The organism is Streptosporangium oxazolinicum (assembly GCF_039537505.1).
GTDB lineage: Bacteria > Actinomycetota > Actinomycetes > Streptosporangiales > Streptosporangiaceae > Streptosporangium > Streptosporangium oxazolinicum.
In genome coordinates, this window is sequence record NZ_BAABAQ010000005.1 from 256,152 (window position 1) to 278,893 (window position 22,742).

The following is a 22,742-nucleotide window of genomic DNA, read 5'->3' on the forward strand; positions in this document are numbered from 1 at the left end:
CTCCCGCCCTTCACGCCCCGCACCCCGCCCCCCTTCACGACCCGCGCCCTTCACGACCCGCGCTCTTCACGACCCGCACCCTCACGATCCGCGACCCTCACGACCCGCACCTCTCACGAACCCGCACCCTCACGATCCGCGACCCTGACGAACGAGGTCCGATGCCGCTGCACCTGACACCCGAGGACGCCCGCCGCTACCTGGAGAGCGGAGAGGCGCCCGGTCCCCATCTCGACGTGATCGGCGCCATGTCGGCGCACGCCGCCGCGGCCGGGGTCCGGCTCGGCCTGTTCGAGGCCCTGGCGGACGGGCCCAGAGACCTGCCCGAGCTGGCCGCCGGGCTCGGCGCCGACCGGGAGGGCCTGCGCGTCCTGCTCGGCGCGCTCGCCGCGACCGGATACCTGACGTCCGAGCCCGGCGGGTACGCGCTGACCGCCGTGTCCCGCCCGCTGCTCGGCGGGTACGGCAACACGCTGCTGTTCTGGCAGGAGGTCCTGGCCGGGCTCTGGGGCGGGCTGGAGGAGTCGGTGCGCTCCGGCAGGCGCGGCGCCGACTTCTACACCTGGATGGCCGGGCGTCCCGAGGTGCTGGCCCGCTTCCAGCGGTTGCTCCAGGACCAGGCGGGGTGGCTGGCGGAGGAGATCGCCGCCGTCGTTCCCCTGCCGGACGGCGCCTCCCGGCTGCTCGACCTGGGCGGCGGGCACGCCCGCTACAGCATCGCCTACTGCCGCGACCGGCCGGATCTGCGCGCCACCGTCGTCGACCTGCCCTCGGGCCTTGAGGCGGGCCGCTCGGCGGTGGAGTCGGCGGGGATGTCCGGCCGCGTCACCCTCCTCGCCGGGGACATCCTGGGTGATCTCCCGTACCGGGACCAGGACGCCGTGCTGCTGTTCAACCTGCTGCACGGGTTCGGCGAGGAGCGGGCCTCGGCCCTGCTGCGGGCGGCGGCGCGCACGCTGCGCCCCGGCGGGGTCGCGCTGGTGCTCGACCGGGATCCCGGTCATCCGGGGGACGCGGCGGCGCGGGCCTTCACCCCGCTCTTCGAGCTCAACCTGCACCACACCCAGGGCGGGCGCCTGTACTCCCCGGAGACGGTCACCCGGTGGCTCGCCGAGGCCGGTTGTCACGAACCGAGGGAGTACGTCCTGACGCGCTCCCCGGCCCACCTTCTGACGGTCGCCACCAGGGCGTGAGCCGCGTGGGCGGCGCCCCGGGGCCCGGCCCTCCCGGCTCCGCCCGCGGCTCTCCCGGTTCGCGGAAGTGAAGCGGATGTAACGGTCGGCTGTGCGTCCGTCACTCCGATCGCTGAGCGAACCCCGGGTGTGCGAAGATCTGCGCTGACGTACCGGCGGTGACGGCGATGGAGCGTAGCAAAATGAACTCGACGAGGCCGTGGGCCGCTCCCGTGGCGGGGGTTTTCATGGCGGGAAGCATGCTCGTCGCCGTGCCCGGAGCCACCGCGGCCACGGCGGGCACCGTCTACTACGTCGACTCCAGGTCCGGCGACGACGCCGCCGCCGGGACCTCGGCCGAGACGGCCTGGCGCAGCCTGGACAACGTCAACGCCGCCACCCTGAGCCCCGGTGACACCGTGCGCCTCAAGCGCGGCGGCAGCTGGCCGGGCACGCTGACGCTGTCGGGCCGGGGCACCGCCGCCAGCCCCATCTCGGTCGAGCCGTACGGCAAGGGCGCGGCCCCGAGGATCAGCGGCAGGGACGCGGCCTGCGTGGTGATCTCGGGCTCCTACGTGCGGATCGTGGGGATACGGGCCAGCGACTGCCAGTGGGCCGGATTCGAGGTCGGCGGCAGCCGCAACGAGCTCGACCGCGTCATCGCCGACCGCAACATCACCGGGGTCCACTTCGTCGGCGGGCGCAACGTCGTCAAGAACAGCGTCCTGAGCGACAACAACCGCATGAGCGTCAACGACGAGGGCGGTGACGACGACTCCGGCGCCTTCGGCGTGCTGCTCAACGGCGACGACAACCTCGTCACCGGGAACACGATCACCGGCAGCTACGCGAGCAGCAAGGACTACGGCACCGACGGCGCGGCCGTCGAGGTGTTCAACGGCGACCGCAACCGGGTCACCCACAACGTCGCCAGGAACAACGAGACCTTCGTCGAGCTCGGCGCGCAGAAGGGCAAGACCGCCGGGGGCAACGTCTTCGCCCACAACGTGGTCACCTCCTCGCGCAGGGCCTCCTTCCTCGTCACCCGGGGTGCCGGTCACGTGGTCGGGCCGGTGAAGGGCACCGTCGCGGTACACAACTCGGTCTACCTGCCCGCCCGTAAGACCCTCGGCTGGGCCTGCCACGACGGCTGCTCCCCGGGGATCCTGAAGCTGCGCAACAACATCATCGTGGTCGGCGGCGAGGTGGGCTTCGAGGACGGCAGGGGAGCGGACGAGGACGCCGGCGTCTACCGGGGCCGCTCCCTCAAGTTCAAGCTCGGCCCCCGGTCGATCGTGGCCGATCCCCGCTTCAGGAGCCGGACGGACCTGCGGCTGCGCCCCGGTTCCCCGGCGCTCGGCCGCGGCGTCAAACTCGGCCCCACCTGGTACGGAGGGGCGGGCCTCGCCCGGGACCTCTCCGGCGCCACGCTGTCCGCCGCCCCCGCCGCCGGGGCCTATCAGCCCTGACTTTTCCCTATTTTGGGTCTTATTCTGGACATCTCCCCGGAACCTTCGTGAAACCTGGCTAGGACAGTCTGGTGCGCAGAGCGAGGTGATCGGCATGATGTTGCGGCTACGTGTTTCCTTCCCCGACAGGCCCGGCGCCCTGGGCCAGGCGGCCCGGGTGCTCGGCACGCTGGGTGCGGACATCCTCCAGGTGACGGTCCTGGAACGTGAGGTCGGCCGGGCGGTGGACGACTTCACCGTCTCCTGGCCCGGCACCGTGGACGCGGAGACGGTCAGGGACCGTCTCTCGGGTATCCCGGGGATGCGCGTCGAGGGGGTCTGGCCCACCCGCGAGATCCCCGGCGCCGCACCCGACTACGACCTGCTGAAGCACGTCGCCGCCGACCCGGGCAGGGCCCTCGCCACCCTCGTGGACGCCGTGCCCGACCTGGTGAGCGCCGAGTGGGCGGTGATCATGTCGCCGGAGGACGGAGAGATCGTCCACCGCAGCTGGCAGGCCCCGGAAACCCTCGACGAGACGGGTGGTCTCGTCGGTGTCAAGGCGGCCGATCTCGCCATGCTGCGGCCCGCCGTCCTCGGTTCCGGGCGGCACCAGCTGATGAGCCTGCCGGTGTCGGGGACGAGCCGGCACCTGGTCCTGGCCAGGACCGACGGCCCGCCCTTCCACCGGGTGGAACTGGAGCGTGCCACACGCGTCCTGGAGATCGTCTCCATCATGGGGCGTACCTCCTGAATTCCAGCGTTTCCGATATGTCGGTTATGGGGTAGGAAGGCAGGGAGTGGCTTGGCGCCACTCCCGCGACCGCGCCTTCCCGCCCGTCGTGCCCGGTCCCGCCCACCGCGGGCGGCCGGGGTCCGCCCGGCGGGACGGTGGCCGTCGCGCACACCCGCATCGGATCTCCCCCCGATAGACGCCGCAGTGTCGTATCGGTACCGGGCCCCGCGGGTCCGCGAGGAGGGCAGCCTGATGCCTAAGCGCCACCACGTCGTGACGACGAGCCTGCTGGGACTCTGTCTGGGAGCGAGCACGGCCTGCGGGAGCGGGGGCCCGGCCGCCACGGACGCCGCTCCCGCGATCCCGGCGCGAGCCTCCGACATCGAGCGAAGCCCCGGGCCCGAGGTGAGCACCGCTCCCGGCGTCGGACCCGCGGGGAGCGCCGTGCCCGTGCCCGAGGGGTTCAAGCAGATCGGCGGCCCGGCCAACGGCGTCGTCGTCGCGGTCCCGAAGGACTGGGTCGCGCTCGACCTGACCAAGGACGATCTCAACAAGGGGCTGAAGAACAGCGGCCTGTCGGGCCCCACGCTGGATCAGGCCAGGAAGAGCCTGCAGACCCTGGTCGACAACAACGGCCTCTGGGCCTCGGACGCGAACTCGGCGAAGAGCTCCACGAACGGGTTTCCCACCAATCTCAACGCCTTCTGCCAGGCCGGGCGGCAAACCTCGACGGAACAGCTGCTCAGAGACACCAGAAAGCAGCTGGAACAGCTCAACGCCAAGGTCATCGAGGCGAGGAAGGTGCGGATCGGCTCCAGGGAGGCGGCGCGGATCGTCTACTCGTTCGCGACCAACGGCGTCGACGTCCGGGGCACCCAGTACTACGTGCCGGCCGGGAACAAGACCTGCATCGTCACGCTCAGCACCGACGCCGAGGGCAAACAGGAGCTGTTCAACCGGATCGGTGAGACGATCACGACGCTCTGACCGGCGCCCGGGACCCCGCGCGACAGGCTCCCCGGCCCCGTACGACCGCCGTCCCGCCCCGCCGTGAGCGGTGTCGTGGGCGGCGTCGCGTCACCGCTGCGGCGGGTCGATGCGGGCGCCGTCCATGGTGAAGAGCATCAGACGGGTGACGTCGACCCCCACCCGGGCCGGCTCCCCGGCCCGCCAGACCGGGCGGGAGCCCAGGCGGACGATGAGATCGGCCCGGCGGTGGTGGCCGCTGACGTGCTCCTGCTCCTGCTGCGGCTCGGAGTCCTCGTCGAACGCGGCGCCGGGCATCATCCGCCGCAGCACCGAGCGGATCCGCCCGCCGACGAGGGGGACGCCCAGGCCACCGGCCTTCCGGGGGTCGGGGGGCTCGGGAACGGCCACGGAGGCGAGCCCGCTCTCGACGTAGGCGAGCCACTCGTGGCCGTGGTACTCCAGGGCGCGGACGCGGCCGAGGAAGGTCGGCCCCTCGAAGCTGTCGGGGACCGGGGCCAGGCAGTCGGGGCGCAGGCCGACGATGATCTGGCGGCCCACGTGCTGGGAGATGACGTACGCCCTGGGATCGGTCCAGGGGATCATGATCTGGTGCGGGCCGAAGTCCAGCAGGATGAACTGGTTCTGCGGGGTGCGGACGGTGGCCGCGAGCAGGTTGATCTGCTGGGAGCTGAGGAAGGCCGCGGTGAAGGCGGTCGCGGGGTCGTTGTAGACCTGCCCGGGGGTGCCGAGGTCCTGCAGGACGCCGCGGTTCATGATGGCGATCCGGTCGGCCAGGGTGAGGGCCTCGACCTGGTCGTGCGTCACGTAGATCGTGGTCACCCCGAGGGAGCGGACCAGCGAGGAGATCTCCATCCGGAGCTCGGTGCGCATGCCCGCGTCCAGGTTGGAGAGCGGCTCGTCCATCAGGAAGAGCGAGGGCTGGCGGACGATCGCGCGGCCCATCGCCACGCGCTGGCGCTGGCCACCGGAGAGCGTTCCCGGGCGCCGTTCCAGGGTCTCGTCGATGTGCAACGCCTTGGACAGCTCCGTCACCCGCTCCCTGACCAGCGCGGGGTCGGCCTTCGCGATCTCCAGGGGGAAGGCGATGTTGCCGCGTACCGTCCGGTGCGGGTAGAGCGCGCCGTTCTGGAACACCATGGCCACGTCGCGGTCGCGGGGAGCGAGTTCGTTGGCGAGCGTGCCGCCCAGCCACAGGTCCCCGTCGGTGACCTCCTCCAGACCCGCGATCATCCGGAGCAGGGTGGACTTACCGCAGCCCGAGGGGCCGAGCAGGACGAGAAATTCCCCGTTTTCCGCGCGCAGGCTCATGCGGTCGACCGCGAGGTATCCGCCCGGGTATACCTTGCTCACGTTGTCGAGGACGACGGTACTCATGCGCGCTCGTTCCTCCCGGACGCCCCCGCCCGGATTCCCAGCCGTGTGATTGATGAGGTAGTACATCGCGACACTTGCCCGCATGTCCATAGATGTCGTTAGAAATTGCTCATCTAATGGTTACTTCCCCGTTCCCGGACGTGACGGTCAGTGGTGACATCCGACCTTTACCAGAGCGCCAGTACGAAGGTTGAAATGTTACAATTTGCGAAAAGTTGCAGAAACGAATTTCATAGAGGGTGCCGGATGCCGATCGGTTCGTGCCCGGTTCAGCCGCAGGGTGGGGTGACTGCTTGATGGACGGCGAGCTCGCGCAGACCTCGCGCTCCCGCTCCGACGGGACGACGATCCGGCTGGCCGACATCGCCGCGCAGGCCGGGGTGAGCGAGGCCACCGTCAGCCGGGTGCTCAACGGCAAGCCCAGCGTGTCGCAGTCGACCCGGCAGGCGGTGCTGACGGCTCTGGACCTGATGGGGTACGAGCGCCCGCAGCGGTTGCGCCAGCGCAGCAACGGGCTGATCGGCCTGGTCACCCCCGAGCTGGACAACCCCATCTTCCCGGCCTTCGCCCAGGCCATCGAGAAGGCGCTCACCCAGCACGGTTACACCCCGGTGCTCTGCACCCAGCTGCCCGGGGGCGCCCCCGAGGACGAGTTCACCGAACTCCTGATGGACCGAGGGGTGAGCGGCATCGTCTTCGTCTCCGGGCTGCACGCCGACACCACGGCCAAGATGGACCGTTACACCCGCCTGATCGAGCGCGGGCTGCCGATCGTCCTGCTCGACGGCTACAGCGAGCGGGTCGAGGCACCGTTCATCTCCCCGGACGACCGGGCCGCGGCCCGGCTCGCCGTCCAGCACCTGGCCGACCTCGGTCACGAGCGCATCGGCCTGGCCGTGGGGCCGCGCCGGTTCGTGCCGGTGATCAGGAAGATCGAGGGTTATCGGCGGGCGATGTCCCAGCTGCTCGGTGTCACGGATGTCGACGAGCTGATCTCGCATTCGTTGTTCTCGGTGGAGGGTGGTCAGGCGGCCGCGGCGCAGTTGCTGGCGCGCGGTTGCACAGGCATCGTGTGCGCGTCGGACCTGATGGCGCTGGGGGCGATCCGTGCCTGCCGTGACCGGGGGTTGTCGGTGCCGGGGGAGGTGTCGGTGGTGGGGTTCGACGACTCGCCGCTGATCGCGTTCACCGACCCGCCGCTCACCACCGTGCGCAAGCCCATCGGGGCGATGGCCTCGGCGGCGGTGGCGACCCTCCTGGAGGAGATCAACGGGGTCCGCGCCAAACACGTCGAGCTGATGTTCCAGCCCGAGCTCGTCGTCCGCCGCTCGACCGGCTCGGGCCCCCTGGTCAACCGCTAGGGCCCGGATTCCCGGCCGCCCGCCGGGGACGCGTTCTGTACGGGCCGCTCTCCGGGCGTTCCCTCGGCTCCCGGCCTCGCGGGTACCGTCAGCCCTCGCGCAGCCCGTCGAGAAGCGCGGCCACGCGCTCGCGGTAGGCGGCCACGTTGCGCAGCTTCACGTGCTCGTACCCCCTCACCAGGTCGGGCAGCCCGGCCAGCTCGCGGACCCGCTCCCCGGTCTCCGGGCGCAGGTGGTCCAGCGCGCAGTGCACGTCTCGGGTGTACTCGGCGGCGAGCTCCCGCTCGGTCCCGCGCACCTCACCCAGGCCGAACGGGTCCAGGCGGGTGCCGCGCAGCGCGCGCATGCCGTACAGCAGGCGGAAGGCCGGGTCGAACCAGGCGCCGAGGCGCAGCTTGCGCCTCATGCCCAGGGCGCGCAGGAACGGCGGGTGCAGGTTGTAGGAGACCCGCGCGCCGGGGCCGAACTCGGCGGCGATCCGCGCCCGCTCGGCCGGGTCGAGGTGCAGGCGCGCCACCTCGTACTCGTCCTTGTACGCCATCAGCCGGTGCAGCTGCCGGGCGTAGGACTCGGTGACGGCGGTGCTCCCGGGGGAGACCTCCCGCTCCCTGGCGAGGACCGCGCGGACGGCGTCGGCGTACCGGGCGGCGTAGCGCGCGTTCTGGTACGCGGCGAGGTCGGGCACCCGGACCGTGAGGATCCGGTGCAGCTCGGTACCGGGTTCGGCGACCGCGTCGGCCAGGCGTACCGCCTCCGGGGCGGGGAGCGGCGCGGCCGGGACGGCGGGGCGGGTCGCCGCCGCGACGGCCTCGGGGGCGGCGACCGCCGCGCGGCCCCAGTGGAAGGCGGCGACGGTCCGCTCGGCGGCCCGGCCGCCGCCCGCGCGGATGGCCCGTTCGATCGACTCCAGGCCGAGCGGGATGAGCCCGCGCTGCCAGGCGGCCCCGACGATGATCGTGTTGGCCGGCATGTGGTCGCCGAACAGCGCCTGGGCCATCTCCTCGGCGTCGAGGTAGACGTTCAGCTCGCGCCGGGTCCGCGCCTCCAGCGCGCCGATCGGCGAGCTCACGTCGGTCAGGTGGGTGGACGGGTCGAGCACCATCGAACCGGTCGGCACCAGGCTGGTGGAGACCACCGCCACGGTCCGGTCGCGGTCGGCGGCGGCCAGGTGGGCGGGGTCGGTGGCGCCGATCAGGTCCAGCGCCAGGTAGGCGTCCACGCTGGCCGCGCCGCCCCGCGCCGAGCGGTCGCCGTCACCGTCGAAGACGAGGATGTCGGAGACGACCGTGCCGCCCTTCTGGGCCAGGCCGGTCTGGTCGAGCCCCCGCGACCGCCTGCCGTCGAGCATCGCGGCGGTGCCGAGGATCTGCGCGACCGACACCACGCCGGTGCCGCCGATGCCGACGAGCCTGATCGAGGTCTCCCCGGTGCGGGCCTCGGGGAGGGGCATGTCCGGCGGCGCGGGCAGCGGGGCGCGCTTCTTCGAGGCGGCCTTCCCCCGGGCGGGCAGGACGGTGAGGAAGGACGGGCAGTCGCCCTCCACGCACGAGTAGTCCTTGTTGCACGACGACTGGTGGATCTCGGTCTTGCGGCCGAACTCGGTCTCCACCGGCAGCACGGACAGGCACTCGGACTTCTGCCCGCAGTCGCCGCAGCCCTCGCAGACCCGCTGGTTGATCGCCACCCGCCTGGCGGGGTCGGGCAGGTCGCCCCTCTTGCGCAGCCGCCGCTTCTCGGCCGCGCACCGCTGGTCGTGGATGAGCACGGTCACCCCGGGGACCGCGGCCAGCTCGCGCTGTGCGTCCTCCAGCGCCGACCTGTCGCGGACCTCGGCGATGCCCGCCAGTTTGACCCCCCGGTAGCGCTCGGGCTCGTCGGTGGTGACGACGACCCCGCGCACCCCCTCGGTCTCCAGCCAGCGGGTCAGGTCGGGCACCGACAGGGCAGGGGTGATCGTCTGGCCGCCGGTCATCGCGACCGCGTCGTTGTAGAGCAGCTTGTAGGTGATGTTGACGCCCGCACCGACCGCGGCCCTGATCGCGAGCGAGCCGCTGTGGTGGAAGGTGCCGTCCCCGAGGTTCTGGAAGATGTGCGGGGTGTCGGTGAACGGCGCCTGGCCGATCCACTGCGCCCCCTCGCCGCCCATCTGGGTCAGGCCGGTGAGCGTGCCCTTGCCCTCGCGGTTGAGCACCACCATCGTGTGGCAGCCGATCCCGGCGCCGACGGGCGCGCCGTCGGGGACGGCGGTGGAACGGTTGTGCGGGCAGCCCGAGCAGAAGAAGGGGGTCCGCTTGGGAGTGAGCAGCGTGAGCGGCGCCGGGCGCGAGATGACCGAGAGCCCCTTCGCCACCCGCTCGCCGAGACCGTTCAGCCCGGTCAGCCCGTCCAGCCCGGTCAGGCCCCGGCGGCGCAGCCGGAAGGCGACGGCCTTGGCGGCGAGGTCGGCGTCGACGGCACCGTAGCGGGGGATGAGCCGCTCGCCGTTCTCGTCGAGCTTGCCCAGCACGCGGGGGGCGTCGGCGGTCCCGTACAGGATGTCCTTGACCGAGGTCTCCAGCAGCGGGGCCTTCTCCTCCACGACGAGGATCTCCGACAGCCCCCGGGCGAAGGTCCGGACGATCTCCGGGTCCAGCGGCCAGAGCATGCCGATCTTCAGGAGGCGGACCCCGGCCTCCTCCGGTGTGACGCCGAGCTTGCGGAAGCCCTCGCGGACGTCGTAGTACGCGGTTCCCGAGGCGACGACGCCCAGCCAGGCGTCACGGGGGTCGGCGGTGACGCGGTTGAGCCCGTTCTCGCGGGCGTAGGCGCGGGCCAGGTCGAGACGCGGGCCGACGAGCGTGCGTTCCATCTCCAGCGACCACGGGGTGAGCAGCGTCGCGTCGGGCACGTGCCGGTACGGCCTGCCCTCGTACTCGACATCGGGCATGACCGGGACGACCCGGTCATGCCCGACGTTCACGGTGCCGGTGCCGTCCACGACGTTGGAGACGGCCTTCACCGCGACCCACAGGCCGCTCGCCCGGGACGCCGCGATCGCGTGGCGTCCCAGGTCGAGCAGCTCCTGGACGCTGCCGGGGTGGACGATCGGCATGCCCAGCGTGGCGAGTGTGCCCTCGGTCGCCGAGGGGAGGGTGGAGGACTTGCAGGTCGGGTCGTCGCCGCAGAGCGCGATCAGGCCGCCCTCGGGATGGGCGCCGACGAAGTTGCCGTGCCGGAACGCGTCGGCCGCGCGGTCGACGCCGGGCGCCTTGCCGTACCAGACGCCCAGCACGCCGGAGGTACGCGGGCGGGGGAGCGCGGGCACGAGCTGGCTGCCCCAGACGGCGGTGGCGCCGAGTTCCTCGTTCTGCCCGGGGCGGTGCACCACGCCGAGCGGCTCGGTGTGACGGCGGGAGCGGGCCAGCTCCTGGTCGAAGCCGCCCAGCGGGGAGCCGGGGTAGCCGGACACCATCGTGCCGGTGCGGAGCCCCGCGACCCGGTCGGCGCGCATCTGGTCGATGATCACCCGGACCAGGGCCTGGGTGCCGGTCATGAAGACCTGGCCCTCGTCGAGCAGGTAGCGGTCGTCGGGGGAGATCTCACGGGCGTCTGCGAAGATCGTCATTGTTTCGTCCCGTCGTCGGCGCTCCTGCGATGCCGCAAGGTTATGCCAGGTAGAACAAAATTCGATGTCAATCTTTCGGAGGATGACGCCCCTCGTTAGCATCCGATGTCATGGATGTGACGGATCGCGCAATTCTCGGTCTCCTCCAGGTGGAGGGGCGGTTGAGCAACCTGGAGCTGGCCGAGCGGGTGCGGCTCACCCCCTCGCCGTGCCTGCGCCGGGTCCGCAACCTGGAGGAGACCGGAGTGATCACCGGCTACCGCGCCGTGATCGACCCGGCGGCGGTGGGACGGGGCTTCCAGGTCGTCGCCTACGTCGAGCTGGAGGGCCAGGACGCCGAGACGGTCACCGCCTTCGAGGCCGCCGTGATGGAGATCGACGACGTGGTGGAGTGCCTGCGCATGTTCGGCCGCCCCGACTACGTGCTGCGGGTGGCGGTGCCCGACATGGACGCCTACAGCCAGCTCTGCCTGGAGAAGCTCGGCCGCCTGCCCGGTCTCGACAAGCTCACCTCCCAGATCGCGATGAAGGCTCTCAAGCCCGGTGGCGTCCTGCCCCTGTAGTCCGGCGCCTCCGTTCCCGGCGGTAGGCGCGCGCCTCAGGGGCGGCTCCCCTCCAGGCCCGCGATGATGAGGTCGACGGCGACCTCGAAGGTGCTGTCGGCGTCCGGTTTCAACGGGCTCGCCGCCGAGCACGGGGAGGGGGGCCTCTTCCTGTGGTGGCGCGGCGACCGCGAGGAGGGGGCCGCCCGGGTCGGTGCCGGGCCGTGGGAGATCGGCCGCCCGTGTCCGGACCGCTTCGCCGGTAGCGGTCAGCCGTAAAGCCGACTTTTGTCCGAAATTGGACAAAGCCTACTATTTCTGTAGGGTTAGTCGGTGAAGCCGCTGACGACGTGTTCCCAGCCTGTCGTCGGCGGCGTACCGCACGAAACCCTCCCGGCGAGCCCTCGCCGACCGCAACGAAGTGAGCTGTCCGAAACCGCGTCCGTAACGGCCCCCGCGAGCATCGTCGACTATGCCCGCGTCTCCCGTGCGGCGCGGTGGCACGGACGGCCAGCAGGAGAGACAGTGAACAGGAAGACGACGCCGTTCATCGGAGCCGTGATCGCGGCCGCGCTGGTCCTCGCCGGCTGTGGCTCGGGTCCCGCCCCCGGCCCCAGCGCGGGCTCGGGCTCCGGTTCCGGTTCCGGTTCCGGGGGGAGCGCGGCGCCCGCCTTCGACCCGGCCGCGACGATCGAGATCGGCTCGCTCTACGAGCCGCAGAACCTCGACAACACCGGCGGCGGCGGGCAGGGCACGACGGAGGCGTTCAACGGCAACGTCTACGAGGGCCTGTTCAGGCTCACCGACGAGGGCGAGGTCGAGAACCTGCTCGCCGCGAGCCACGAGGTCAGCCCCGACGGCCTCACCTACACCTTCACCCTGCGCGACGGCGTCACGTTCCACTCGGGCGACCCCCTCACCTCCGCCGACGTGAAGAACAGCATCGAGCGGGTCACCGCGAAGGAGTCGCAGTCGGCCCGCAAGAGCAGCTTCGCCGTCGTCAGGAGCATCGAGACGCCCGACGACGGCACGGTCGTCGTGACGCTGAAGGACAGGTCGATCTCGTTCGTCTACAACCTCAGCTACGTCTGGATCGTCAACGACGCGGCGAAGGACCTGGCGACGTCCGAGGACGGCACCGGCCCGTACCGGCTCGGTGAGTGGAAGCGCGGCTCCACGCTGAGCCTGACGCCGTTCGACGGCTACTGGGGCACCGCCCCGACGAACAAGGGCGTGGTGTTCCACTACTTCACCTCGGCGACCGCGCTCAACAACGCGCTGCTGACCGACGCCGTCGACATCGTGACCAGCGAGCAGAGCCCGGACGCGCTGGAGCAGTTCAAGAACAACCCGAACTACAAGGTCAACGACGGCCGGTCGACGACCAAGCTCCTGCTCGCCTTCAACGACAGGGTCAAGCCGTTCGACAACAAGCTCGTCCGCAAGGCCGTCGCCTCCGCCATCGACGACCGCAAGCTGCTCGACTCCGTCTGGGGCGGCTACGGGACGGCGATCGGCTCGATGGTCCCGCCCACCGACCCGTGGTACGAGGACCTCACCTCGCTCGACCCCTACGACGTGGAGCTGGCCAAGAAGCAGCTCGCCGAGGCGGGTTTCGCGAACGGGTTCGACGTCACGCTCGACACCCCGAACTACGACCCGCACCCCACCGCGGCCACGTTCATCAAGGGCGAGCTGGCCAAGATCGGTATCAACGTGACGATCAACGTCATCACCGCCGACGAGTGGTACACCAAGGTGTTCAAGAACCGCGACTTCACCGCCACGCTGCAGGAGCACGTCAACGACCGCGACGTCGTCTGGTACGGCAACCCCGACTTCTACTGGGGCTACGACAACCCGGAGGTGACCAAGCTGGTCGGCGAGGCGGAGAAGGCCGACACCGTCGAGAAGCAGGCCGAGCTGCTCAAGCGGGCCAACCGGAAGATCGCCGAGGACGCCGCCAGCGACTGGCTCTACCTCTACCCGCAGATCGTGGTGGCCTCGTCGTCGCTGTCGGGCTACCCGGTCAACGGCCTCAACTCGCAGTTCCACGCCTACGGCATCAAGAAGGGCTGATGCCCGGCACCGCGCCCCGCAGGCCAGGACCGCCGCCCCGCGCGGCGGTCCGGCCGGCGCGACCCCCTCTCTCATGATCATTTATTTGCTGCGGCGGGCGGCGTTCCTCGTCGTCTCGCTCCTGCTGGCCTGCGTCGTCCTCTTCCTGCTGCTGCGCCTGCTGCCCGGCGACCCCGCCAACGCGCTGCTGTCGGTCGGCGCCACCCCCGAGCAGATCGAGGCCGCCCGCAGGCAGATCGGCTCCGACCTGCCACTGCCCGAGCAGTTCGCCACCTGGCTCGGCCGGCTCGTCACCCTGGACCTGGGCGAGTCGTTCGTCAGCACCCTCCCGGTCGGCCCGGAGATCGCCTCCCGCCTGGTCGTCACCGTCCCGCTCACCCTGCTGTCCTTCCTGCTGGCCGTCGCCGTCGCCGTACCGGTCGGCTTCGTCGCCGCCCACCGCGCGGGCACCTGGTACGGGTCCCTGCTCAGCGGGCTGTCCCAGCTGGGCATCGCGGTCCCGGCCTTCTGGGTGGGGATGCTGCTGGTCACGGTGTTCGCGCTGCGGCTGAGGGTGTTCCCGGCAGGCGGTTTCCCGAGGGACGACTGGGCCGACCCGGTCGCGGCCCTCACCTCGCTGGCACTGCCCGTCGTCACGATCGCCCTCGTCATGTCGGCCTCGCTCGTCCGCTACGTCCGCTCCGCCACCCTGGACGTGCTCGGCAGCGACCACCTGCGGACCTTCAGGGCGCTCGGCTCCTCCTTCACCGGGGCGATGTGGCGGCACGGCCTGCGCAACGCGGCGGTGCCCGTCGTCTCCATCCTCGGGATCGAGCTCGCCACGACCTTCCTCGGGGCCGTCGTCGTCGAGAGCGTGTTCGCCCTCCCCGGCCTCGGCGGCATGCTGGTCAAGGGGATCGCCCAGCACGACTACCCGGTGATCCAGGGCATCCTGTTCGTCAGCACCTTCGCGGTCCTGCTGATCGGCTTCGCCGCCGACCTCGCCCAGCGGCTCATCGACCCCCGGCTGCGCGGCACCGTCTCCGGAGGCCCCCGATGAACACCTCGGCCTCCCCGTCGAAAGCCCCGGCGCCGGAGGCTCCCGTCCGGTCGCGGCGGTCCGCGACGCTCGTGATCGGATGCGTGCTCGCCGGTCTGGTCCTCGCCGTCACGGTCGTCTCCCTCCTCTGGCTCCCGTACGCCCCGGACGACACCTCCGGAGACCGGCTGATGCCGCCGGGGGCCGCTCACCCGCTGGGCACCGACAAGCTCGGCCGGGACCTGCTCACCCAGCTGATGATCGGCGCGCGGATCGCGCTGACGGTCGGGGTGGGGTCGGTCCTGCTCGGCGGCGTCCTCGGCCTGCTCGCCGGTCTCGCGGCCGGGTTCGCCACCCGCTGGCTCGACGACACGCTCTCGGCGCTGCTCGACATCCTCATCGCCTTCCCCACCCTGCTCCTGGCCATGCTCATCGTCGCGGTACGCTCGGCGTCGCTCGGCTCGGCGGTCCTGGCGATCGGGCTGGGCATGTCCGCGATCGTGGCGCGGCTGACCCGGGTGCTCGTCAAGCGCGTGCTGGCCCAGGACTTCGTCACGGCCTCACGCACCTCGGGAACCTCCTGGCCGCGCGTGGTGACCGAGCACGTCCTGCCGAACATCTGGCCGACGCTGCTGGTCAACCTCGCGCTCCAGCTCGGGCTCGCCGTACTGGCCGAGGCGTCCCTGTCCTACCTGGGCCTCGGCCCGCCCCCGCCGAACGCCTCCTGGGGACGCATGCTGCAGGAGGCCCAGGCGACCGTGCTCACCGCGCCGCTCGGCGCCGTCGCCCCCGGCGTGCTGCTGGTCGTGCTCGTCGTCGGGGTGAACCTGATCGCCGACGGCCTGCGGGACGTGGCCGACCCGACTCGGCGGAGGAGCCGATGAGTCTGCTCGGTGTGACGGGGCCGCGGGTGCGCTTCGATGTGGCCGACCCGGTTCAGTGGGGGAGTCGATGAGTCCGCTCGGTGTGACGGGACCGCGAGTGCGCTTCGATATGGCCGACCCGATCCGGTGGGGGAGACGATGAGCCTGCTCGGTGTGACGGGACTGCGGGTGCGCTCCGCCGACGGCCGCGACCTCGTCAGGGACCTGTCCTTCGCGATCGACCCGGGGGAGCGGCTCGGCCTGATCGGCGAGTCCGGGTCCGGCAAGTCGCTGACCGTCCTCGCGATCATGGGCTTGCTGCCGTCCGGCATGACCGCCTCCGGCAGCGTCGTGCTCGACCCGCCGGGAACGGGACCGTCCGAGGTCGTCGGCGCCCCCGAACGGCGCCTGAACGGGCTGCGCGGCCGGGCGGCATCGGTCGTCTTCCAGGAGCCCCTGACGGCACTCGACCCGCTCATGAGGGTCGGACGCCAGCTCGCCGAACCCATCAGACGCGGGCGAGGGCTGCGCGGCGCCGCCCTGCGCGCCGCCGTGGCCGCCGCGCTCCAGGAGGTCAGGATCGCCGAACCCGGCCGCGTCGCGCGGGCGTACCCGCACGAGATCTCCGGCGGCCAGCGCCAGCGCGTCGCCATCGCGATGGCCCTGGCCTGCGAGCCCGCGCTGCTCATCGCCGACGAGCCGACCACGGCCCTCGACGTGACGGTGCAGGCGGAGGTGCTCGCCCTGCTCGGCGGTCTGGTCACCGCCCGGGGCATGGCCCTGCTGTTCATCGGCCACGACCTCGCGGTCGTCTCCGGGATCACCGACCGCGTCCTCGTCCTCAAGGACGGCGAGGCCGTCGAGTCGGGAACCGTCCGGGAGATCGTGAACGCGCCGTGCCACCCGTACACCCGGTCACTGGTGGCGGGTGCCCGGCACCTCGACAGCGCACTGGATTGGACGAACCGTTGACCCGGCCCACCCCGGACCAGCCGTCCGAACCCGCCGCCGAGGCGACCAACGGATCCGCCCCGGACACCGCCGGAGCCGCTCGGGCCGGGGTGGCGCCGTCCGAACCCGTTCCCGACGCGGTGGTCCAGCCCGTCCTGGAGGCGCGTCAGGTGGGCTTCGCCTACCGCCGGGCGGCGGACCCCGTGCTCTCCGACGTCTCCTTCCAGGTGCTGCCGGGGCGAAGCACGGCCCTGGTCGGGGAGTCGGGGGCGGGCAAGACGACGCTGCTGCGCCTGCTGCTCGGCCTCGCCGTACCCACCGAGGGACGGATCCTCTTCGACGGGACGCCGCTCTCGCCGCGCGACCGCGGGCGGATGCGCGCGTTCCGCCGCGGCGTGCAGACCGTGTTCCAGGACCCGTACTCCTCGCTCGACCCACGGCAACGCGTGGGCAGGATCGTCGCGGAACCGCTCCGCTCGCTCGGCCTGGTACCGGCGTCGCGGTGGAACTCCTCGGCCGCTGACCTGCGCGTCGCCGCCGCGCTCGAAGCCGTCGGGCTGCCGGCCGACGCCGCGCGCCGCTACCCGCACGAGTTCTCCGGGGGGCAGCGCCAGCGCGTCGCCATCGCGCGGGCCATCGTGTGCGAGCCCAGGGTCCTGCTCGCCGACGAGCCCGTCAGCGCCCTGGACGTCTCCACGCGCGTACGCGTCATCGACCTGCTGGCCGAGCTGCGCGAGAGTCACGGGCTCACCGTCGTGATGGTCTCCCACGACCTCGCCGTGGTCGCGATGCTCTGCGACCACACGGCGGTCCTCGAACGCGGCCGGATCGTGGAGCAGGGCGACACCGCCACCGTGCTCGGCTCCCCCCGCCACCCCTACACCCGGCGCCTGATCGACAGCGTGCCGAGACTCCCCGCCACCTGACCGCCTTCCCGGGCCGCCGTCCTGCCGGATCCGCCGCCGGCTCACCCGTCCAAAGCCGGACCCTCGCCTCCTCTGGTCACGACTAATACACTGTGCTAGTTTTTAGCACAGTGTATTAGTCGTGCTTCTCGACGTCGGCACAGAGAGTCGGTCGCGACGCCGTCGACGAGGGGACAGGGGGCCTCCATCGTCACAAGGCGTCGTCACAAGGCCGAGTCCGGCCAAGGGAACGTGCGCTCCGCCTCCGCCGCGGCGTCCTGTTCGACGCGGTCGGGAACCGGCCGCGTACTCGGGGTCGATCAGAAACCGAAAGAGAGGAACGATCCATATGAATGACCACACGAAGACGTCGGAGCCGCCGGCCAACGCACTGGTGGGAGACGCGGCGGGGGATCCGGAGCCGCGCGGTCCTCGGGCGGTTCCACCGGATGTGGAGTACCACCGTGTGCTCGCCGGGGAGAAGCGTCGCATAGGACGCGGAATCCTCGCGATCGCGCTTCTCCTGGGCGGGATGCTGGTCTTCGCGATTCTCCTCGGCGGCGCCGCCGCACTGCTCGACGCGCAATGGGGCGACACCACCCCGGCAGCGGGCGGCATCGAGTACACCCCGCTGCAGTTCGCCGCCGGTATGGCGTCGATCGCCCTGCTCGCTCCCTGGAGCATGCTCATCCAGCGGTGGCTCTACGGCGTGCGGGGCCCCTCACTCCACTCCGTGATCTCGCGCTTCCGCTTCGATCTGTTCGGACGGGCGCTGGTGCTGGTCGGGCCCCTCTGGGTGCTCGCCGTGGTCACACAGCACGTGCTGCTGGGGCCGGACGCGTCGACGGAGTGGTCGTTCACGGACGTGATCGGAATCCTGGCCGCCGTTCTCCTTTTGACTCCCTTACAGGCGGCGGGCGAGGAGTACGGGCTGCGCGGTCTCGTCTTCCGGGTCGCCGGAAGCTGGGCACGTGGGCCGAGGGCAGGGCTGATCGTCGGAATCATCGTGTCCAGCGTCGCCTTCGCGGTGATTCACGCCGCGGCCGACCCGTGGCTCAACGCCCATTACCTGATGGTCGCCGTCATCCTGGCGATCGTCACCTGGCGCACAGGCGGCCTTGAGATCGCGGTCGTCGTTCACGCGTTGAACAACATGATCCTGTTCCTGTTCGTCGTCGCCATGCACGGCGACATCGGCGCCGGGCTCACGGATCGATCCGCGGGCGTCGCGTCCGCCGCCATGGTCGTCCCGTTGATGGTCGCCGGCGCCCTCGTGGTGGCGGTGGTGTGGTTGCGCACGCGGCACACGGGTCCGGCGCGAACTCCGGCCGACCAGCTCCGATGACGATCGATTCGAGCGTCGAGGTCCTGCCCCCCGAGCGGCTCGGCCCGCCACGGACCGGCCAGCGCTGAGATCCCCGAGGGAGCAGGTCAGACGAAGCGGAGGTAGCCGAGGACGTTGTTCAGGATCTCGGGGTTGTTCCCCGGAAAGCGGGCGACGAAGGTGCGGAGCCTGCCGGTGTCGTCGAGGGACGCCCACAGATAGGCCACCTCGGCGTCGGGGAGGGTCAGCCACCAGGCGGGGCCGGTAAAACCGCCGAAGAGCGCGTCGGCCAGGGGCCGGGCGTTCAGCGGACGGGCGGGGAGGGTGCGCTCCAGCTGTTCGCGGACCGTGCTCAGGGTCCGGGCGCGGGACGCGGCCGAGGTGGGCGGGGCGATGCGAAGGACCCTGACCGCCAGGTGGTGGCGTCTGTCCGGGGAGGTCAGGTCGGCGGTGCCGGCCCTCTCGTGGGAGAGGGCCCAGCCGTCGGGGCGGCAGAGCGTCAGGCCACCGGCCCAGTCCGCGTACCCGGTCAGGCCGGCGCCGGTGCCGGTCGACAGGGTGGCGCCCGCACTGGCCAGCAGGCGGCCCTCGGCGTAGAACTCGACACGATACTCGCCGGTCGCGGGGCAGGCGGCGTCGACGACCGTCCAGGACGTGGTGCCCGAGGCCCCTTCGAGCTGCCAGGGCTGGATGCTGACCAGGTCGGAGCGCTGGAGCCACTCGTCGCCCGGCCGCTCCCGGTAGTAGACGATCGAGGCCATCCTGGCGCCCTTGAACATGCCCTCGTAGGAGAGGGACGCCTGGATCATGGAACCCTGCGCGGCCACCCGGATCGCCGGGATCCGCGCCGACGGCGCGGGCCGCGCGTCCGGGGCGAGCTCCTCGCCCTGGGCGCGCACCAGCTCACCCTTGATCTCCTGGGCGAGGGGCCGGGCGTGGTCGCGCTGGGCGGACACCAGGTCGAGGGTGGTACGGGTGGCGGCGTAGAGCTCGTTGCGTTCGGTGGGGTCGGGGCGGCTCCCGATCACCCGGAGCAGCTCGGTGGCCACCCGCCTGGCCTCTGCGGTCTTCCGCTGGCCGAGCAGGGCCAGCAGCAGGTTCATCCGGGGTATCGGCGGACCGGGGTTGAGCGCGACGGCGGCCCGGCTGTGCTCCTCGGCCGCCTCGTAGTCGGCCAGGTGGATCTCGAAGCCGCCCAGGTTGACCAGGGCGGTGTACTTCTCGTCGCCGCCGTACTCCATCGCCTTGGTCATGTCCGCCACCGCGGCCTCGTACGCGCTGCGGGAGGCCGTGCTGAACACGAACGCCGACGTGGCGCGCTCGGGGCTGGCCGCCATCACCCGGGAGGTCGCGCGATGCTCGTAGGCGACCGCGTAGTCGTCGCGCAGGGCGATCGCCCGGGTGTAGTGGGCGATCGCGTCCTCGTGCTCGCGCAGCCCGGCGAGACGGTCGCCCTCGGCCACGGCCACGATGGCCGCGCGGGGTGTCGTGACGGGCGGTACGACGAGGAGGACGAGGGTGCCCGCGACGGTGACGGCCACTATCGCGGTGGCGGGCCACACCAGGTGGCGCCGGTTGGCCTCGCCGACGGTCAGGGACAGGCCGAACAGGGTGAGCGCGACCGCGAGGAGGGCGGTCCCCGCGGAGTAGGTGTTGCTCCTGTCGCCCCACGAGCTCGCGGTCTCCTGGGTCGCCTCCTGAAGGAGGCTCGCCACGGTCGCCTCCCTGTTGAGATCGGCGAAGTAGCGCTGGGCGGCGACCGCGTCGCCGGTCGGCAGCGGGGAGACGCCGTCCAGCTTGCCGTACGCCTGCCGGAGCCGGTCGGCGACGGCCTCGTGCTCCTGCTCGCCGAGCAGCGTGGCCCGGAGGGACTCGATGTCGTGACGGCGCTTGACGGTGGTGGCGGCGCCGAGGTTGGCGGTGCTCTCCAGGGAGTCGGCCGTCGCCCCGGCCTGCGCGGCCAGCGCGGTGACGGAGGCGCGTTGCGCCTCGCGGGCGTTCCTGTCCTCCTGGGTGCCCGCCTGCCCGCCGAGGTAGGTGAGCACGCCGGCAAGCAGGCCCACCGCGGTCATCGTGAGCGCGAGCCCGCGCTTGAACGGGGTGTCGAACTCCTCGGTTCCACCGGATTCCTCGGCTCCACCGGGGTTCTCCGTCGGGCCGGGGTTCTCCGCCGGGCCGGGGGTCTCCGCCGGGCCGGGGGTCTCCGTCTCACGGGGGTTTTTCGTTCCATCGGAGTCTTCGGTCACACCGGGGTCCTCTGTCATGGCGGATCCTCCGTCACACCGGGTCTTCGGTCATACCGGGGTTTCTGTCATGCCGGGCCTTCTGTCATGTCGGGGCCAGGGAGAGCCACAGGGCCAGGGCGGTGAGCAGCCCGTAGCCGCCGAGCGCGACCCGCAGGAGCCGGTCGCGCCGAGGCGGCGCGACGAGACGCGCGACGGTCAGCAGGAGCACGATCCCGAGGGTGCCGGCGACGGTGAGGGTGAGATGGCCGACCCGGTCGTGCAGGGCGTCGGCGCGTCGCGCCGTCCGGGCAGGCTGGTCGCCCGGCACCGTGAAGATCTCGTAGCCGCGGACCACCGCGGCCTCGCTCATCTCGTAGTCCCACTTGGCGGAGGCGCCCGCGCCCGGCAGGTAGCGGCGGTCGATGTACTGGTCGAGGAGGAAGCCGTCGGCGATGTCGCGGAGGGTCCTGGCCTCGTCGGGGTCGACGGCCTCGATCGCGTCGGCCTGGGCGTGCAGGGTCCGGTACTGCACGGCCTGGCCGCCCCTCGACCGGCTGCTCATGTGCGCCACCACGCCCGCCGTCCGCACCTGTATGGTCTCCACCACGGCCTGCCGGTCGGCGTCGATCGCCTGCGACTTCAGCCGTACCGCCGCGTACGAGGCGGCCGCCCCGGTGATCGTGGCCAGGCCGATCGCGATCGCGACGATCCGCTCGTACGACCGGCCCCCGCCCCGCTCCCCGCCGGTCCGCCTCGGGAACCGGAACCGCCGGGGCCGGAGCGGCCTCCTCGGTCCCGCCGCACCGGCCCTGCGGAGGGCCGCGATCCTCGACCGCAACGACCGGACGGCATCGTTCCGGCCCCGTGCCGGGACGCCGTCGCCGGGACGCTCGGCACGGCCGGGATCGGGCGCGTTTCCCCTCGCCTCGACGGGCATCTGAGACCTCCGGCTCCGGGGGGCGCAGGCGCGGTTCGCGCCTGTCCGTGGTCAGGTGATGACGATAACGGCATCGAACCACGGGAGCGACAGAGACGACAAAGACGACAGCGGGCCGGGTCTCGCCCGACGAGGGGCGGGTCCGGCCCGTACGAGCCCTCAGCCGCCGATGTTGACGACGCTGGTGAGGATGACCACCGACTCCTGGTCGGCCTCCAGCGAGTGCCGCCGCTGCGGGATCGGGGCGCTCTGCCCCGCGCCGATCTCGACGGTCCGCCCGTCGTCGTCGACGAGCCGGACCCGCCCCAGCAGGACGTGCAGGCTCCCGGCGGGCGGGGCCTCGTGGTCGCCGAGGACCGTTCCCGCGGTCAGCGCGATGACCGCCTGCCGCAGGGTGCCCTCGTTGAGGTAGGTGTGGGCGCTGCGGCCGTGCGCGCTCGCCCTGGCGAGGGTGAGATGCTCCTCGGCGAGAGCCAGTACGTCGATCATTGGGTTCCTCCCGGTCGTTCTGAACGTGCCCGGGGCGGGCGGGGCGCAGAGCCAGGCGAAGGTAAAGTCATCCGTCCCGCCGCGCGGCGGGACGCTCGTCGAAGCGTATGGCCCTGAGCAGGTCCGCGGCCGGACGGTCGAGGATCGTGACACTCGCGGCCGGGGGGAACGAGCCGGCGCGGGCACGGTCGATGATCACCCGCCAGCGGCGGCAGTGCCGGGCGAAGGTCGCGCTCGTGACGACCCGGCCGCGCGAGAGCTGCCCCTCGCGGGCCGTCCTCGGCTCCACGTCGAGCAGGATCAGGTGGACCTCGCTGCCGACCCTGCGGGCCAGCCAGGCGAACCCGTACAGGATGTGCGGCCACGTGCCGCGGGTGTGCGCGACGACGGCGTGCCCCTTCAGCAGGGCGCGGGCGATCCGCACCACGTGGGTGGTGTGCACGATCGGGACGCGGGCCCTCGGCGGGATCGGGCCCAGGTAGCGGGCCCACCAGTTGCGGGACTGGCGCGAGTCGATGACGCGCGCCTCACCGGCGCGCACCGGCTCCCTCTCGTCGCCGCGCAGCCCGTACAGCCGGTCGAGCAGGGTGCTCTTGCCCGCGCCGGGCAACCCCGCCAGGAGCACCAGCGATCCCGCCGGATAGCGCAGGTCCTCGACGGAGGACCGGCTGGCCGATGTGGTCGCCATCACGTGCACCTCGCTGGTGTGGGGGACTTCTCTCAT

At 71.9% G+C, this 22,742-nt stretch carries 19 protein-coding genes; 13 read left to right on the top strand and 6 right to left on the bottom strand.

The annotated features are described in order from the left end of the window. Positions 1–161 precede the first annotated feature (161 nt). The 4 genes from ABD817_RS16455 (at position 162) to ABD817_RS16470 (ending at position 4,343) form a co-directional block, all read left to right on the top strand. Positions 162–1,193 (top strand): methyltransferase, encoded by a 1,032-nt coding sequence (locus ABD817_RS16455; protein ID WP_344918801.1) that lies wholly within the window; start codon positions 162–164, stop codon positions 1,191–1,193. Between the two features lie 182 nt (positions 1,194–1,375). Beyond that, a complete protein-coding gene (locus ABD817_RS16460; RefSeq protein ID WP_344918803.1) occupies positions 1,376–2,641 on the top strand; it encodes a right-handed parallel beta-helix repeat-containing protein in 1,266 nt (421 codons plus the stop codon). A gap of 94 nt (positions 2,642–2,735) precedes the next feature. Next, positions 2,736–3,374, top strand: coding sequence for an ACT domain-containing protein (locus ABD817_RS16465; protein ID WP_344918804.1), 639 nt, complete (start codon positions 2,736–2,738; stop codon positions 3,372–3,374). Positions 3,375–3,608: 234 nt separating this feature from the next. Further along, a complete protein-coding gene (locus tag ABD817_RS16470) occupies positions 3,609–4,343 on the top strand; it encodes a hypothetical protein (RefSeq protein ID WP_344918805.1) in 735 nt (244 codons plus the stop codon). Between the two features lie 90 nt (positions 4,344–4,433). Here ABD817_RS16470 and ABD817_RS16475 read toward each other — a convergent pair whose 3' ends face one another. Then, positions 4,434–5,720, bottom strand: a complete 1,287-nt coding sequence (locus ABD817_RS16475; protein ID WP_344918806.1) for an ABC transporter ATP-binding protein — start codon at positions 5,718–5,720, stop codon at positions 4,434–4,436. 296 nt (positions 5,721–6,016) lie between these two features. Between ABD817_RS16475 and ABD817_RS16480 the strand changes: the two genes are divergently transcribed. Beyond that, positions 6,017–7,081, top strand: a complete 1,065-nt coding sequence (locus ABD817_RS16480; protein ID WP_344918807.1) for a LacI family DNA-binding transcriptional regulator — start codon at positions 6,017–6,019, stop codon at positions 7,079–7,081. 88 nt (positions 7,082–7,169) lie between these two features. Here ABD817_RS16480 and ABD817_RS16485 read toward each other — a convergent pair whose 3' ends face one another. Continuing rightward, the gene (locus ABD817_RS16485; protein ID WP_344918808.1) at positions 7,170–10,685 is read right to left on the bottom strand and encodes an indolepyruvate ferredoxin oxidoreductase family protein; all 3,516 of its coding nucleotides are present in this window, start codon (positions 10,683–10,685) and stop codon (positions 7,170–7,172) included. A 110-nt stretch (positions 10,686–10,795) separates the two neighbouring features. Between ABD817_RS16485 and ABD817_RS16490 the strand changes: the two genes are divergently transcribed. The 8 genes from ABD817_RS16490 to ABD817_RS16525 all read left to right on the top strand — a co-directional run bounded on the left by ABD817_RS16490 (position 10,796) and on the right by ABD817_RS16525 (position 18,388). Further along, the gene (locus tag ABD817_RS16490; protein WP_344918809.1) at positions 10,796–11,248 is read left to right on the top strand and encodes an Lrp/AsnC family transcriptional regulator; all 453 of its coding nucleotides are present in this window, start codon (positions 10,796–10,798) and stop codon (positions 11,246–11,248) included. Positions 11,249–11,311: 63 nt separating this feature from the next. Further along, complete coding sequence (locus ABD817_RS16495; protein ID WP_344918810.1) at positions 11,312–11,506, top strand: hypothetical protein; 195 nt, start codon at positions 11,312–11,314, stop codon at positions 11,504–11,506. 246 nt (positions 11,507–11,752) lie between these two features. Further along, entirely contained in the window at positions 11,753–13,306 is a 1,554-nt protein-coding gene (locus ABD817_RS16500; RefSeq protein WP_344918811.1) for an ABC transporter substrate-binding protein, read from the top strand. 73 nt (positions 13,307–13,379) lie between these two features. Beyond that, positions 13,380–14,345 (top strand): ABC transporter permease, encoded by a 966-nt coding sequence (locus tag ABD817_RS16505; RefSeq protein ID WP_344918812.1) that lies wholly within the window; start codon positions 13,380–13,382, stop codon positions 14,343–14,345. Then, complete coding sequence (locus tag ABD817_RS16510; protein WP_344918813.1) at positions 14,342–15,208, top strand: ABC transporter permease; 867 nt, start codon at positions 14,342–14,344, stop codon at positions 15,206–15,208. Before ABD817_RS16505 ends, ABD817_RS16510 begins: the two co-directional genes overlap by 4 nt. Positions 15,209–15,346: 138 nt before the next feature. Beyond that, positions 15,347–16,159, top strand: a complete 813-nt coding sequence (locus ABD817_RS16515) for an ATP-binding cassette domain-containing protein (RefSeq protein ID WP_344918814.1) — start codon at positions 15,347–15,349, stop codon at positions 16,157–16,159. Next, positions 16,144–17,064 carry an ABC transporter ATP-binding protein gene (locus ABD817_RS16520; RefSeq protein WP_344918815.1) on the top strand — a complete coding sequence of 307 codons (921 nt, stop codon included), beginning with the start codon at positions 16,144–16,146 and terminating at the stop codon, positions 17,062–17,064. Before ABD817_RS16515 ends, ABD817_RS16520 begins: the two co-directional genes overlap by 16 nt. Before the next feature lie 328 nt (positions 17,065–17,392). After that, complete coding sequence (locus ABD817_RS16525) at positions 17,393–18,388, top strand: CPBP family intramembrane glutamic endopeptidase (RefSeq protein WP_344918816.1); 996 nt, start codon at positions 17,393–17,395, stop codon at positions 18,386–18,388. Positions 18,389–18,474: 86 nt separating this feature from the next. Here the strand turns inward: ABD817_RS16525 and ABD817_RS16530 are convergent, their stop codons facing one another. From ABD817_RS16530 to ABD817_RS16545, 4 genes are all read right to left on the bottom strand, one after another. Then, complete coding sequence (locus ABD817_RS16530) at positions 18,475–20,631, bottom strand: tetratricopeptide repeat protein (RefSeq protein WP_344918817.1); 2,157 nt, start codon at positions 20,629–20,631, stop codon at positions 18,475–18,477. A gap of 64 nt (positions 20,632–20,695) precedes the next feature. Then, complete coding sequence (locus tag ABD817_RS16535; RefSeq protein ID WP_344918818.1) at positions 20,696–21,529, bottom strand: hypothetical protein; 834 nt, start codon at positions 21,527–21,529, stop codon at positions 20,696–20,698. Positions 21,530–21,688: 159 nt separating this feature from the next. Beyond that, positions 21,689–22,018: a cupin domain-containing protein gene (locus ABD817_RS16540; RefSeq protein ID WP_344918820.1), complete on the bottom strand. Its 330-nt coding sequence runs from the start codon at positions 22,016–22,018 to the stop codon at positions 21,689–21,691. 67 nt (positions 22,019–22,085) lie between these two features. Beyond that, complete coding sequence (locus ABD817_RS16545; protein WP_344918822.1) at positions 22,086–22,706, bottom strand: AAA family ATPase; 621 nt, start codon at positions 22,704–22,706, stop codon at positions 22,086–22,088. Between the last annotated feature and the right edge of the window lie 36 nt (positions 22,707–22,742).